This is a genomic window from Chryseobacterium sp. P1-3 (assembly GCF_000738495.1).
Lineage (GTDB): Bacteria > Bacteroidota > Bacteroidia > Flavobacteriales > Weeksellaceae > Chryseobacterium > Chryseobacterium gallinarum.
Map to the genome: position 1 here is coordinate 255,781 of NZ_JPEQ01000014.1, position 13,281 is coordinate 269,061.

The 13,281-nt window shown below is 37.5% G+C and carries 18 protein-coding genes; 3 read left to right on the plus strand and 15 right to left on the minus strand.

Annotated elements, in window-relative coordinates:
- Position 1: 1 nt before the first annotated feature.
- The 6 genes from HX13_RS18550 to HX13_RS18575 form a co-directional block, all read right to left on the minus strand.
- On the minus strand, positions 2-322 hold the full coding sequence (locus tag HX13_RS18550) for a DUF4134 domain-containing protein (RefSeq protein WP_050022284.1): 321 nt from the start codon (positions 320-322) through the stop codon (positions 2-4).
- A gap of 116 nt (positions 323-438) precedes the next feature.
- A complete protein-coding gene (locus tag HX13_RS18555; RefSeq protein WP_050022285.1) occupies positions 439-765 on the minus strand; it encodes a hypothetical protein in 327 nt (108 codons plus the stop codon).
- 244 nt (positions 766-1,009) lie between these two features.
- Positions 1,010-1,663 (minus strand): ParA family protein, encoded by a 654-nt coding sequence (locus HX13_RS18560; RefSeq protein ID WP_050022286.1) that lies wholly within the window; start codon positions 1,661-1,663, stop codon positions 1,010-1,012.
- Positions 1,664-1,702: 39 nt separating this feature from the next.
- On the minus strand, positions 1,703-3,229 hold the full coding sequence (locus HX13_RS18565; protein WP_050022287.1) for a relaxase/mobilization nuclease domain-containing protein: 1,527 nt from the start codon (positions 3,227-3,229) through the stop codon (positions 1,703-1,705).
- 61 nt (positions 3,230-3,290) lie between these two features.
- Positions 3,291-4,547, minus strand: coding sequence for a hypothetical protein (locus tag HX13_RS18570; RefSeq protein WP_050022288.1), 1,257 nt, complete (start codon positions 4,545-4,547; stop codon positions 3,291-3,293).
- 59 nt (positions 4,548-4,606) lie between these two features.
- Positions 4,607-4,921 (minus strand): hypothetical protein, encoded by a 315-nt coding sequence (locus HX13_RS18575; RefSeq protein WP_238555500.1) that lies wholly within the window; start codon positions 4,919-4,921, stop codon positions 4,607-4,609.
- Between the two features lie 1,096 nt (positions 4,922-6,017).
- Between HX13_RS18575 and HX13_RS18585 the strand changes: the two genes are divergently transcribed.
- The 3 genes from HX13_RS18585 to HX13_RS18590 all read left to right on the plus strand — a co-directional run bounded on the left by HX13_RS18585 (position 6,018) and on the right by HX13_RS18590 (position 7,779).
- A complete protein-coding gene (locus HX13_RS18585) occupies positions 6,018-6,707 on the plus strand; it encodes a PDDEXK nuclease domain-containing protein (protein ID WP_262483574.1) in 690 nt (229 codons plus the stop codon).
- Positions 6,708-6,738: 31 nt separating this feature from the next.
- A complete protein-coding gene (locus HX13_RS25725) occupies positions 6,739-7,014 on the plus strand; it encodes a DUF1016 domain-containing protein (protein ID WP_262483581.1) in 276 nt (91 codons plus the stop codon).
- A gap of 291 nt (positions 7,015-7,305) precedes the next feature.
- Positions 7,306-7,779, plus strand: coding sequence for a PH domain-containing protein (locus HX13_RS18590; RefSeq protein WP_050022290.1), 474 nt, complete (start codon positions 7,306-7,308; stop codon positions 7,777-7,779).
- Between the two features lie 189 nt (positions 7,780-7,968).
- Here HX13_RS18590 and HX13_RS18595 read toward each other — a convergent pair whose 3' ends face one another.
- The 9 genes from HX13_RS18595 to HX13_RS18635 form a co-directional block, all read right to left on the minus strand.
- Positions 7,969-8,775, minus strand: coding sequence for a PRTRC system ThiF family protein (locus tag HX13_RS18595; RefSeq protein ID WP_050022291.1), 807 nt, complete (start codon positions 8,773-8,775; stop codon positions 7,969-7,971).
- Positions 8,772-9,482, minus strand: coding sequence for a PRTRC system protein B (locus HX13_RS18600; RefSeq protein ID WP_050022292.1), 711 nt, complete (start codon positions 9,480-9,482; stop codon positions 8,772-8,774). Before HX13_RS18600 ends, HX13_RS18595 begins: the two co-directional genes overlap by 4 nt.
- A gap of 11 nt (positions 9,483-9,493) precedes the next feature.
- Positions 9,494-10,660, minus strand: a complete 1,167-nt coding sequence (locus HX13_RS18605) for a hypothetical protein (protein WP_050022293.1) — start codon at positions 10,658-10,660, stop codon at positions 9,494-9,496.
- Positions 10,661-10,734: 74 nt separating this feature from the next.
- Positions 10,735-10,953, minus strand: coding sequence for a PRTRC system protein C (locus HX13_RS18610; protein WP_024568776.1), 219 nt, complete (start codon positions 10,951-10,953; stop codon positions 10,735-10,737).
- A gap of 214 nt (positions 10,954-11,167) precedes the next feature.
- Positions 11,168-11,251 (minus strand): hypothetical protein, encoded by an 84-nt coding sequence (locus tag HX13_RS26485; RefSeq protein WP_410493160.1) that lies wholly within the window; start codon positions 11,249-11,251, stop codon positions 11,168-11,170.
- Positions 11,252-11,273: 22 nt separating this feature from the next.
- Positions 11,274-11,678 (minus strand): PRTRC system protein E, encoded by a 405-nt coding sequence (locus HX13_RS18615; RefSeq protein WP_238555501.1) that lies wholly within the window; start codon positions 11,676-11,678, stop codon positions 11,274-11,276.
- Between the two features lie 44 nt (positions 11,679-11,722).
- On the minus strand, positions 11,723-12,187 hold the full coding sequence (locus HX13_RS18620; RefSeq protein ID WP_050022294.1) for a hypothetical protein: 465 nt from the start codon (positions 12,185-12,187) through the stop codon (positions 11,723-11,725).
- A gap of 28 nt (positions 12,188-12,215) precedes the next feature.
- Positions 12,216-12,413, minus strand: a complete 198-nt coding sequence (locus HX13_RS18625) for a hypothetical protein (RefSeq protein ID WP_050022295.1) — start codon at positions 12,411-12,413, stop codon at positions 12,216-12,218.
- Between the two features lie 243 nt (positions 12,414-12,656).
- On the minus strand, positions 12,657-13,055 hold the full coding sequence (locus tag HX13_RS18635; RefSeq protein WP_050022297.1) for a single-stranded DNA-binding protein: 399 nt from the start codon (positions 13,053-13,055) through the stop codon (positions 12,657-12,659).
- Positions 13,056-13,281 lie beyond the last annotated feature (226 nt).

Sequence of the window (13,281 nt, forward strand, 5' to 3'; positions counted from 1 at the left end):
CTTAAGCAAAGAATGAGGTGACGAATTCCGGAACGACGATCAGAAAGATCATGGCTCCTCCATAGCCCAGGATTTCTTTGTTAACATCCTGATCACCGTTAGTCCATTTGTTATACACTCTAAGACCTCCGATAAAGCCGACCAATCCGCCCACGGCTTTCAGAATCAGTTTGATGGGATCCCAATAGTCCTTAATGTCATTGGCTGCATTGGAGATGGCTGTGGCTCCGCCCTGGGCAAATATGGGAGTGACGGCAAGGAGAATCATACAGGCAGTCAATATTTTTTTTACTGCCGCATAGCGTTTTACATTGTTGTTCATAATGATTAATTATTGGTTTAGAATTAAATTTTGTGCTTAGAAATTGGCATAAGGGGTATACTATCCGTATCAGTTGATAGGATGATATTTGGTCAATTTGAAGGGTTTCTTACTGCTTAAATGACGGAGTGGTAAACCTTTTGGCCATCGTAATTGGCCACCATCTGCACGGTGGTTTCCGATAAATTCAAAAGCTCTTTCCAATGGGACTTTTTAGGCTCAGCCTTTTCCTGTTTGGAATGCTCTACTAGTTTGTCGGGCATATCCTGAGGTTGGCTTGGGTTGACGGATGGGCTCTCTTCTGATGGTGCTGCTGTGGTATCGTTCGCTGGTGCTGGCATATCGTCAATATCCTGCTCAGCTTCAAATCGTTCTCTTAGTTCTTCCAGATCAGGCTGCTGATCGATAGTTGATGGGTTTGAGGAGTGAAGTTCTTTTTTCAAAAAGGATTTGGGGGTACTGACGTTTTCAACATCTTCAATTCCAATCCGGCTTGGAGGTTCTGCATCAGTTTGTGCAAAACCGCTCAGTGAAAATTCTTCAGTCAGATCGACGTGAGTAATCTTTTCTTTTTTTTAAGAAAAGGTCGTACAGGATATTTCCGGCATAATACAGGAAATAAGCTGCCAACAGGATGAGTGAATACTTTATCATATTTTTTATTTTGTTTTTTCTTTGGAATCAGCCTTACAGGGTAATTTGTAATGCTTCATTGATTTGTTCAATGATTTCGTTGAATGGCTTTTTTATGGCATATCGCTGCTCATAAGTAAGCTTCCTCGTATTAATGGTCTGCAAACAGTTCCTTTTATACACGGGACTTTCAATCAGGGTTCCGTATTTTGCGATCTCAATATCCATCTCCTTTTGGTTCAGATATTTATAGCCTTTGTCATATTTGGAACGGATAAAGATCCGCTCTGCTTCACTTTCGAGTAAGCCCAAGAGGTTTTTGAATACCAGGGTTGATTTTACCGATACATCGGAGTATTCAAAGGGAATGATAATAAAATCACTGTAAATGAGTAAGTCACTGTATTTTTGGTCCAGCGTGCCTGCCAGATCAAACAAGTATATTTCTTCGCTTTCCTTTAGGATTATAATTTTTTCCAGATCTGCAAAAGGCTGTTCTTCTTCATCGTCTCCGATGAGTTCTACTTCATAAAGCCTGGGCAGCTCTGAATTTTCGTCCTCTTTCCATTTGTTGAAAAAAGATTTCTGAAAGTCAAAATCATATGCCTTAATTTTCCTTTGGGAAACCTCACAAAGGTAATTGGCAAATGCAATGGCAAGAGTGGTTTTTCCCGCTCCGCCCTTTTGGGTGGCAAAGGTTATTATCATAGTTATATCTTCATTTTTTAATGGAAGCTGAATTTCAGGTTATCGGTTTTTCTTTTTACGCCTTTTCTTTTGCTCCTCTTCTCCAGGATCTTTTCCTGATCCTCCTGAGGATTTGCTGAATTGAAAAATCAAATCATTGATGCTTGCATTCAGTTCTTTTGCAAGCCTTTCATTTTGGATTTCTGAAACCTGCGGCTGATTTTCACCCGGATTCAGGAATCTTTGATAATCTTTTTCGCCGATCAGCTGTTCCAGCTCTCCTACATAATGTAATTTTGAGTGGATAGCATAAAATTTACCGTCTTCGGATTTTATAATGTGAACATCTTTTGAGTCCTGCGTTTTGAGATATTGCTTTACCTCGCTCCTCACTGAGCCCAATATTTCTTTATTCTTTCTTTTTTTAGTTTCAAAAAGCATAAAGCTTTTTGCCACATGGTCAGGATTCTGGCGTTTCAAATACTCTAACATAACTTGCTTAGAAGCTTCATCTGCTATATTGTAATCCTTTAAGCTTTCAAAAAGCCTTTTGTTTATGACATCAGAAGTGAACTCAAACAGCTCGTTCATTTTCATGATTTCACTTCCTTTATATACTGATCCCGTCTTATGGTCAATCAACGTATAGCCAAAAGGCTGAGTGGCGGCAGTGCCGTTACCGGTTTTTTTATTGCTATCCTCTTTTAGAGGTGGCTCGCTTTCTTTGTAATGAAAGACTACATCCAGCCCGAAAACATCCCTCAATTTTTTCTGAAACTCACTCTCAAATTCAATTTTCGGATTCCGGTTCTCGTTTTGCTTTTCTTCAGGCAACATACCTTCCCCAGCCCTGCGGTCTTCAACCTTGAACACCTTGCATGAATACAGTTCTTTGTATTTTAAGAGAATCGCCTTTAGCTGCCATGTCCTGGAATCTTTTTTTTGACTGCTGAAATTGAGTTCGGTGGCATTAACGCTTTTTTGCCAGGCTCCGTTTTTTAGAATATTCAAAATATTCTTATCATTCTTATTGGGACAAAGCCTGAATCCGTTTCTTTCTAAAAGCAGTTCCAGTTGTTTAATAGAACCATATCGGTAGTCCAGTAATTTTTCTATTTGCTCCTGTGTACTTAATCCATACAGCTTTTCCATGGTACGGCTTAATGCTTGCTGTGCCTTAAGCTTTTCAAAACTGTCATTAATTTTCTTTCCGGTCTGTTTACTGACACGGGTAGAAACAATATGAACATGATGATTTTCCGTATCATTATGAAACACCACAATAAAAGGCTGCTTTCCATAACCCAGCTCATCCATAAAGTTTTCTGCGATGCTGGTAAGCTCTTCTTTGGAGTGCTCCCGGAACTTCGTGGAAACGACGGCGTGGAACTGAGGCTTTTTTACCCTTTCATTATTTGACACGGATCTTAAATATTCCCGTACCTCCTGCTGACTGCTGTTTTCGTTAACGATGGAAGGAAAATTTTTCATCAGCATCAGTTCTCCACTCCCTTTCTCTACCTTTTTATCATTATACTGTACTCCGGGAAAGCCGGAACCCGCAGGTCCCATAATTTTTACGATCAATTTTTATGGTAATATTAACCGCCTACTTACGGATTATACTTTAAGGTTTGTTCCTCTTATTTTATATGCCTAAAATTTGTTTGATCTGTATTTTTTGTGCCGGGGTTGCTGTTTCGAGAATGGATATGAAGGCTGCCACATTATCGTTAATTAATCCCAGTTTGCCATCCGGTCTTGCAACGACTTTCAGGGTATGGGAAGTATCTGATTGCGGTACCATATGATAGGTAGGATTGAGATTCAGTGTCCCATTGATCTTGAGCCATCGCTCAGCAAAGTCACCGATGATCAAACCATTGGTCCAGGAAGCGCTCAGATCAACGACGTTCTCTGTTCCGATAGCTTCGGAAGGAACCAGGCTTGCATTGCTGTGTATGACCAGCCTGTTGTTTACTGTTTCTACAGTATTTACCGTATTGCTGTGCCCGGCTCCTGTTCCAATAAATACATTGTTTTCTCCCCGGACATAGCCTCCGGCCTGTGCCCCGAGCATCACATTTTTATTTTCCGTCGTAATAAACTGCCCCGAAGACTGACCTATAATGGTATTATAGCTTCCGGTATTCAAACTGTTCAGGGCCGACTGGCCTATTGCTATATTCTTATATCCGGAAGTCAGTTTTGCCAGGGTTGCATTACCAAGTCCTACGTTCACATTTCCCGTAATAATTTTTCCGGCATTGGAAAGATCATATCCCGAAATATGGCCGATAAAGGTATTGTATGCTCCGGTTGTTACACCATTCAAACTGTAGCTTCCAAAGGCGACATTCCCCGAAGCAGTGGAGAGCTTCTGCAGGGCTCCGTATCCGTAAGAAAGATTATACGTTCCCGTGTGCATCTGGTTCATATTTCCAAAATACATCGAATAGGTCTGCGGATTCATTCCTAAGGCAGCATCTGCTGTACCTTGTTTTGTGACGGAGCTTCCCGTAAACGAAATATATCTCGGGGCAAAGTTTCCTCTTTCAACTACATCATATAAGCTCCCATAAAGCGGCTCCCACGCCGAACCATCGAAATAGTAATAGATATTAGGGGTTGTGATATGGACAACCTGACCGGAAAGTACCGGTGCTGCTTCGGTCACATAGACCAATGCCCCTTTTTGCAAAGTAGTATATGTTTGGGAAGCCAATTCGCTTCCTTTCACTCTCGGAGCAATAATGCCATCCAATGCTTTACTTTTATCCGCATTGCCGATAACATCAAGGGTTGCTGCTGGACTGGTGGTATTAACACCGACCTGAGCCCGAATATTTCCGGTTGATGAAAGAATGAAAGATAATCCTGCGAGACGGCATATTAATTTCTGCATATTATTAAATTTGTTATTTGTTTTATTTTCCGATCATGGAATAGATCTTTTTAAAAATGCTATTCTGTTCTTTTTTTTAACTCAATAATGTGATTCAACTGCCTGTTGAAATAGCCTACTTCCGAAGGGGTTATGGCTTTCATTGTATTGACATGTCGGGCCAGCTGATTGATGTTCGTTTCTATCTTTACAAAAATGTTATCCTGCACCTCAATGAAATTCAAAACTTTCCGCCTCTCATCGTCCAGGATCCTATTTTCTACTGAATGGATAATCAGGCTGGACAAGGAGATCTGCTTTTCTGAGCAGATTTTCTTCCAGTTCTCTTTTCTGGATTTTTGGATTCGTATGTAAATCCTTACCTCCTTTTCCATTTTTCTATTTTTAATTTTTCCTAAAGTAATAACTCAGTGAAGCTTTCCGATTTAAACAGCTCTGCGCTTCTTGGCAAGTAAGGGTTAATACCTCTCTGATAAATAACAGAAAAATAAATCTGTGTTTTCATTTTGCTTTCTGATTAAAATTTCTTTTGCAAAAATTGGGGCATAAAAATCGTGAAAACAATAGTATTCATCGGGCGTGGGCTAAATAAGAACATGCTGGAATCATCTGGAATATGTGGAGATTAAAAAAGAATATACTGGGCTAATCTGGAATATTGCTCATAATTTTCTCCGAAACAAAAAAACAAGTTCCGCAGTTTTTTCTCCTTTTTGCAAAAAAAGGCAAGAGAGTCTTTGTAGGTACAACTTGAAAAGTTTGTACGTACAAAGACACATCTTGCGTATAAAATCGCCCACTTTTTTCAGAGTTCTGAAAAGCGTTCTCACGAAATCGTAAAACACTAATAAGCAGAACATTGACTTTATTCATGCGGTTTTTTGCTGTTGAAAGAAAAAACATTGCAAATATTGAAGTTGGGAGAATGCACCGACCTGAATACATTTTACTCAGGGTAAGTAGATGACCTGATACATTTTTACACAGGTTCTGTAATAGGGTGGGTAAAATTTACTCAGGTTAGAATAAAACATGGGTAATTTTTACGCAGGGTCAGCTTTAACCTGTACTCTTTTAAGATCAGAATGTACCTGATACTTTTTTTATGCAGGTCTTATAATAAGGTGGGTAAAAATTACTCAGGTTAGGAAAAAACATGGGTAATTTTTACGCAGCTTCAGCTTTAACCTGTACTCTTTTAAGATCAGAATGGTACCTGATACTATTTTGCGCAGGCGCTACAATTAAGATGGGTAAAATTTACGCAGGTGAAAAGAAAACATGGGTAATTTTTACGCAGGATTAGCTTTAGCCTGTTACTATTTTACTCAGGCAAGGAATGATATCATATGATTTGTGCAAGCAGTACTTGCACTATTGTAAACTACTTCAAAAAAATATTTTTATAAAATTCAAAAGAATCCATTAATTAATCGGGAACTGAAAAATCAAGTTTTGTATCTTTGGAACATGGCAGAAAGACCTCAAAATTACAATAAGACCTTATACAATTCGATTGCACAAATTATTATTGATGCAAAATCTGCGGTTTACAGAAATACCAATGCAATAGTACTCAAGATGTATTGGGAAATCGGTAAGCTGATTATTGAAGAGGAACAAAATGGGCAAAGCCGTGCCCAATATGGAAAATCCATACTTAAAAATCTCGCCAAACAGCTGACTCTGGAATTTGGAAAAGGGTTTAATGAACGGAATCTTAATAATATGAGGGCTTTCTTTAGTTCATTTCCAATTTGGAACGCAGTGCGTACCGAATTGAGCTGGACTCATTACAGGATCATCAGCAGGATTGAAAATCCTGAACACAGACTGCAATATATACTTCATTCTATCGAAGGAAACTGGAATACTCGGACGCTGCAACGAAACATTGATAGTCAATACTTGGGAAGACTCTTGAAATTTCCGGAAAGTGACAGTAGAGAAACTTCACACTTTATTAAAGACCCTTATATTTTTGAATTTTTAGGGCTTCCGTCGGATAGCTCTCAGACAGAAACCCAAATAGAATCGGCTCTTATTTCCCATCTCCAGCAGTTTCTTATGGAACTTGGAAAAGGGTTTGCTTTTGTAGCAAGACAGCAGCATATTGTGACTGATACTTCTGATTTTTTTCATCGACCTTGTATTTTATAATTATTATCTCAAATGCTTTATTCTGGTAGATCTGAAAACGCACAAACTTACCCATGAAGCTATTGGCCAGATGGATATGTATGTAAGAATGTACAATGACCTGAAAAAGAATGCTGATGATAACCCTACTATCGGAATCATTTTATGTACGGAAAAAGATGAAACGGTTGTAAAGTATTCAGTATTGTCTGAAAATAAAAAGCTTTTTGCAAGTAAATACAGAACATACCTGCCTGATGAAAATGAGTTAAAACAGCTGATTGAAGCGGATAGAGTTAAACTTGAACTGGATAATATTGATGATTAATATTTTACTATTATTTTGAATTTGAAAAACCACCCATAAGCTCTGCATTCATCTCAAATGTTTCAAAGGGTCAAAAAACCTGCAACCTCTTGGTAAAGACACAAGGCAACAGCTCTGAATTGTTTTTAAATGGGGTTGCTCCGATTTCCACAAAATGCGTTTCCGACCAAAAGAAGGAATTGCATTTTTGCCACATGATTTTTCCTTAACTAAATTTTAGGTAATCTTCAATAGTTTTTCATTATTTTTCACTAAATTGAGAAAGTTCTTATTTTAAGAAAAGCTTTGACCATGAAAGACTTACTTACTGATTTCAAAACATCTTCTGAATCTATAAATTATGAAGCGAGAGTTCACTGGATCTCCTATGTTATTCCTGTTATCTTTACAGTAATCGGCTCTGTGGGAGTTCTCTATTTTCTATTGCTTGGATACAAATTTATGTTGGGATTCATGGGCATTATTTCCCTATTTCTTATTTTTCTTTTCATTAAAGGGATTATCAAAATAATCCGGAATAAAAACACAAAAATTTACGTTACAGATAATCATCTTTCGTTTACTACAGGGATATTGGGAAAAACACTTTCCGATCTTTCATTAAATAAGCTTGAAGGAATGCAATTACAACAAAGCTTTTTAGGTAAAACATTAAACTTCGGAACCTTGGTTGTTACTACCGGGGGAATGTCTCACTCCTATTTTATTGAAAATCCAATGGAGTTAAGGAATGCCTTACTCCACTCCCGAAAAGCAGTAGATTAAAAAGAATAATTTATTTACCTTGGAATTAATTGCTAAAAAATCAATCCCGCAACCTTTTTTCAAAAACATACCCTGCTAAAATGCGGCAATGTTTTAGAAATGGTGTTGCACCGCTTTCCGCAAAAATGCGTTTCCGACCAAAGGGAGGAAATGCATTTTTGCCGCCCGATTTTTCTCAGACGACAGAAATTAAGCAAGTTTTATAGGTTGGCTATGAAAATTTTTCAAATTCAGAAAAAATCCCCTGTTTTCGGTTAATCCGTTACGGAACAGATTCCAAAGCAGAGAGCTTCCCATTTGTGCCAGTGTTGAATTGATAAACAAGTCCTGTTTTTCCAAAGCTTCTGCGAGCGAACAACTTGGCGTATCATCGGACTCTTCGGATTGTTTTAACAAATCTCCAAATTCATCGGTGATAAAAGGTAAATGATCCACCGTTTTATATTTCTCAGAATTCGGCTGTTTGATTGGTCCAATGGTTGACAAAATTGTTTGACCTGTATTTTTGCTGTTTCCAAAATCTAAGGAATATAACGGGCGGTTAGCATAATACCTGCCGTTATTCAGTCCTTTCAATACATCAGCAATTTCAAATCTTGCACTTACACTGTCAACACAGGATATATAAATATTTGCAGAAATATTTTCGGAAAATTTTTCGGATTCATTCATTTTAAATTTTTGTGTTTCTGCTTTCCAATTAGTTCCCGTCCACCGATTAGCACGGTTGATTAACGCAATAGACTTGTATAATCCTGTTTCTGATTCGGCAAAACGCTGTCTCCCTAAATTAGCTTCGGTAATAATATCATCATCCCAAAGTCGCACGAACAATCCTGCATGTCCCAATTGAATCAGGCTGTGATTCATTTCCATTAATGCTGTCAATACTTTTGAGCCTGTTCCCCCTGCACCGATCACGTTAATGGTTACAGGGTTGGTCGGATTAATCAGGTAATTGTCTGTAAAATGAACTTTTGTTTTTTCGCTTGTCATGGCAGTATATTTTTAAGGGTTTTGTTGGTCTTTTTTAATATTTCTTTCGGAAAGGGTTTGTCTGTATCTATGAGTTCTTTCCAAAGGTTTACACAGTTGCCGTTGGTAGGATTATGGTTTAAATGGCTGAACCTGCTGTTAAAAAAATAGTTTTCCCAAGCTTTTATAAATTCTTCAACCGAAGCCGAGTTTTTAATATCAACGTTAACTGTTCCCATGCAGACACTTCCGTTTTCATACACATTGAAAAAAGGAGCATGATATAAAATTGTTTTTTCTGTGGGTCTTTTGTCTGAAGTGAGGGCAAATACGGTAAGATTTTGCTTTGAAGCCACCCACAGCATAGCAGGGACATTTGCTGTACCATTGGGGATTCCAAGTGATTCCGTGAAGAAAAGTTTTGTTTTTATTGCTTTGGTATACCATATTACTGAACCTTTCTCGGTCGGATTAATATATAGAACATTTGTTGGCAGGATACTTTCAGGTTTCAGAAATGCTTTGCTTTTTTCTTTTTCCGTATTAAGAGACTTTGCCAATATTTTAGCTTCCCTTTCGCTTAAAGGATGGGCATTAATGGGGTTTCCGTCTTTATCCATATCAAAATGTTCTACATAAATATCTTTATCATCGTCCTTGGTCTGATAAATGACCAATGCTGAAACCGGATGATACAATGTTCCGAAGTGATCGGTTATATCTTTCATAATGTTATACTTTAAATGCTGTTTAATAGGTCTATTAATCGTTCAATCAGGGGAAAAATGCAGTTTTCAAAATCAAGGTTATTATTGCTGATATTTGTTCCGTCAAATCTTTTTTGTGTGGATGGTTCTTCTATTTCTGTACATTCCTGAAATTCAGCATTAACGGAATCAAATAAAGTGTGAAACAATATTCCTTTATCATTGGCACAGAACGAAATATATTTGTCCATTGTTATGGTTCTTTCATGATAATCCTCGTCGTAGTCGTCATGAGTTGTATTTCTTTCCTTCCTCTGAATATTTCTGTAAATAGTAGCATCAGGAAACATTTCGTAAAGGGCAAGGGTATCACAGGCTAAAAGGAGACAATCGGTTTCAAATGAATCTCTATTTTCAAAACGGTTAATCCTCTCTTTAAATAAGGTTAAATTCTGTGGATTGTATATTTTTTGTTCCATATAGTCACCAATCCATTCACTTTGCTTTATTTCACGTAAATATTCAGGGGTATCTTCGGATTCATCATTAATGAGCCAGTCCGAAATCATTTCATACATCCAGCACAGGTAGCTGTCCTGCTGTCTGTAATAAGGGACATCTGCAAAGTGATACAGGTATGAGCAAACGGACTGTATGAGCTGTGTAGCCTGTTTATAATTGGGATTTTTAGATAATCGGTACAGTGGAACGATTGGAATGTAATATAATGTTGCTCCTGTATTATATCCTTCTTCACTTAACAAGTACGTTTTCTTGTTATCCTGTACCAAACGGATTTGCTCCCAATTTTTTATTTTAATTTTTAACTGCTTTTTGATATCCTCTATGGCAAAAGCAATATTGTAAGGAAAACCTAAATGTTTTGACGGTGCAAGTGTGATTCCGTAATGTTCGGTCAATTGGGAAAGGGACTGGTAAAAATCCCTTTCCATTTTGCCTGTTTTCTTCTCATCCTGTATGGATGGCGTGTCTATCAGCTTAGGCAGAAACGAGAATTTTAGAAAAGCATAGGTAGCATGGCTATTGGTACTGCTTTCATTTTGTCTTTCTGTATTTCGCTGGCATCCTTTGGTCTTTGCATCCAATGGGTGAACTCGCCCAACTGTTTGTGCAGTTGCCTTTGTTTTTGGTGCTTGGGAAGCTGTATTTTTCCCGATATGATTTTTCGTTGCATTCATGATAATTTTGTGATTGATATTTCGTAAATATTGGTTGGATTTAAGATTACTAAAAATCCAACCATAATAATGTATCAGCCTTTCGTACCCATTACACTTTCAAAACGGTATTCTACCGTGTCATTCCTGATCTGTGGTGCAGAGACTTTTGCAGTGGTTAAAATGGGGTAAGTATTAGCGTAAAAGTTCATCACGGCTTCTACACTCCATTTCGGTTCGGGGTCTGTCAATCGAATTTCCTGTCCGTTATCTCTCAGGATAAAAACTCTTTCTAATTGGGTTGCAAGTAACATAATTGTTGATTTTCTGATTTGACGTATTTTATTTTACTATTTTCCTGCCCTTCATCTTTAGTCCGATAATGGCTCTCATTGGGCAATTTTCTATTGCCATTATCTGTTGTATGGCTCCCTGTTTTCCGCTCATAGAATTTATTTGAAGTCTTATTCTACCTTTGTCATGTTGTAAGGTTGCTATATAGGTTTCTATGATTATCACGGCTGTGGATTAATGGTTGTGGTAGGCGTTTTTTTCCTCACTGAAAAGGTTATGTGCAAAGTGCCTTTCATATTCATCCTGCTTTTTGCGGATAGTTTCTGCATAGTCGGGATATTCAGAAGCCTTTGGAAGTGCTGACCATGCCCCTTTGTAGTTGCCTTCTTTTTCGAGTTCTTCGGCTTTTTGAAAAGCATCTTTGCATTTTTTTTTCTTTGGCTTCCTTTTCTTTTTTCTCCTTATCGGATTTTTCTTTTTCCATTGCGGATTGCTTTTTGGCTTCTTCTAATTGCTTCATAAAGCTTTCCATATCGACCATCAGTCCCGAAGCGGTTTGTAATGGGGCTTTAATGTGTTCAAAAAATCCGGCATCAAGCTCGTCTGCCGTTCCTTTAAGGTTAAGAGGAGGAATGATATTTTTCGCTTTATCTCCACATCCATCATTTTGTACTAATATGGAAGCCACTATTTGGCTTTCGTTGGCTTTGGCAATGGTTAGTATCAACTTACTATTAATATCCATTTTGGCTATCTGATTGAAAAAATTGGTTTGCATAATTTGTTGGGTTATGGATTAATTACTAAATGAGTATTGAAGTCTATTAGTTCCCATAATGAAAACTCCACCGTTCTAAATTCTTCTTCCGTATGCTTTCCATAGGCTTTATAAATGGCATTTCCATCCTTAGATATCTGCATCTGGTAATGACACAGACTATTTTTAGGTTGTTTCAGTTCTTTTAATTCCTCTTTCTCTAATTCAATGAAAACTCTGTTTCTCTCAGAGAGCCACTCTTCAACCACAGGATAATATACTTTCGAAAATCTAAAGAACTCCACATGGGTGTCGAAATAGTTTAGAGACTTTATATCTTCATCAGTTTCAATGATTTTTATAACTTCAAGGCGTTTCTTTTGGGTTTGTTTCCACTCCCCTGTAATGTTGATAATGGCAAAGTCGCAAGCATCCCATTCACTGTTGGTTTTTGCTTTTACAAGTAAATATTCCGTTGGTATATCAGATCGTTTCATTTTTTTTGTTTTTTTTATGTTATAAATTCTATTTCTCAGAGGTATAAACCCCGTTCACGTAGTAGCCTTCAAGCTTTTCCCAAAGCCGTATTAAGCCGTTGGTGTCTACATAATATTTTTCTGTTCGGCTACAATAAATAACATATACAGGTACATCTGTGTAATCTTTATTATAGCTGTAAGCTTTTGCCAGTTTTTTGGCTTCGGTTTTTGATTGTGTTTTCATAGTCAGGGATTTTCATAAATATATGTTCCACTTGTTTTCATGGGGTCTGCACCCTCAGTCAATCGGATTTCCTTGCCAAATTTCAATGACAAGCTTCTTGCATAGTGTATCGCTGCTATTCTGTCACAATGGATTTTGAGGTATATTGATACCTGCTCCCATTCTGTTCGGTCATTTCGGGATTTCATCTGAAAATTATATTGTGATTTCATAAGTTTTTTTAAGGTAATCTTGGGTTAATTACTAAAATGGTAAATCATCATCCTTATCCCCTGCAAAAGGATTGTTTGCTCCTCCCTCTACGTTTTGTTTCGGTTCACTTTCAACATTTCTTCCACCTCCATAAACCTGAATGTATGAAGTATGAAAATTCAATCCTGAACGGATTTCACCGTCTTTCCCTATCCATGCGCTTGAGCTTGCCCTGCCTGTTAATTCTACTACCGTTCCTTTGGTAAGGATTTTGGCAACATTCGGGCTTATCCAGTACGAACAATTGTAATAGGTTGTCACCTCTTTGCGTTCTCCCTGCTTGGTCTTGTAGCTGTCATTGATGGCTACTGAAAAGTTCACGACTTGTCTTTCGTTATTCAATGTATTGATTTCTGCGTTTTTGGTAATTCTACCGACAATTGTGTTCATAATATTTTGTTTTAATTGTTAATCATTATTTTTTTTTACAGTTGTAAAATTTCGAGTGCTTTGATTCGGTATCGAGGACACTCGGCTTCTTTCTTTTCACCTTTTCCAATGGGAAAAGCATTATTTATTTTTTTTGTTTTATTATTCTTATGTTAAAGAGCGACTGTTTGATTCGTATAACTGAGGTTCCGACTTTTTTCTTTGCTAAATGACCATAGTACAGGAT

Coding starts and splice junctions, on each gene's coding strand:
- HX13_RS18600 (WP_050022292.1), bottom strand. CDS start 9,482: ATGAAAGATATAACCGATCACTTCGGAACATTGTATCATCCGGTTTCA.
- HX13_RS18570 (WP_050022288.1), bottom strand. CDS start 4,547: ATGCAGAAATTAATATGCCGTCTCGCAGGATTATCTTTCATTCTTTCA.
- HX13_RS18585 (WP_262483574.1), top strand. CDS start 6,018: ATGGCAGAAAGACCTCAAAATTACAATAAGACCTTATACAATTCGATT.
- HX13_RS18575 (WP_238555500.1), bottom strand. CDS start 4,921: ATGGAAAAGGAGGTAAGGATTTACATACGAATCCAAAAATCCAGAAAA.
- HX13_RS18590 (WP_050022290.1), top strand. CDS start 7,306: ATGAAAGACTTACTTACTGATTTCAAAACATCTTCTGAATCTATAAAT.
- HX13_RS18635 (WP_050022297.1), bottom strand. CDS start 13,055: ATGAACACAATTGTCGGTAGAATTACCAAAAACGCAGAAATCAATACA.
- HX13_RS18615 (WP_238555501.1), bottom strand. CDS start 11,678: ATGGATATTAATAGTAAGTTGATACTAACCATTGCCAAAGCCAACGAA.
- HX13_RS18560 (WP_050022286.1), bottom strand. CDS start 1,663: ATGATAATAACCTTTGCCACCCAAAAGGGCGGAGCGGGAAAAACCACT.
- HX13_RS18605 (WP_050022293.1), bottom strand. CDS start 10,660: ATGAATGCAACGAAAAATCATATCGGGAAAAATACAGCTTCCCAAGCA.
- HX13_RS18620 (WP_050022294.1), bottom strand. CDS start 12,187: ATGAAACGATCTGATATACCAACGGAATATTTACTTGTAAAAGCAAAA.
- HX13_RS18625 (WP_050022295.1), bottom strand. CDS start 12,413: ATGAAAACACAATCAAAAACCGAAGCCAAAAAACTGGCAAAAGCTTAC.
- HX13_RS18550 (WP_050022284.1), bottom strand. CDS start 322: ATGAACAACAATGTAAAACGCTATGCGGCAGTAAAAAAAATATTGACT.
- HX13_RS18595 (WP_050022291.1), bottom strand. CDS start 8,775: ATGACAAGCGAAAAAACAAAAGTTCATTTTACAGACAATTACCTGATT.
- HX13_RS18610 (WP_024568776.1), bottom strand. CDS start 10,953: ATGTTACTTGCAACCCAATTAGAAAGAGTTTTTATCCTGAGAGATAAC.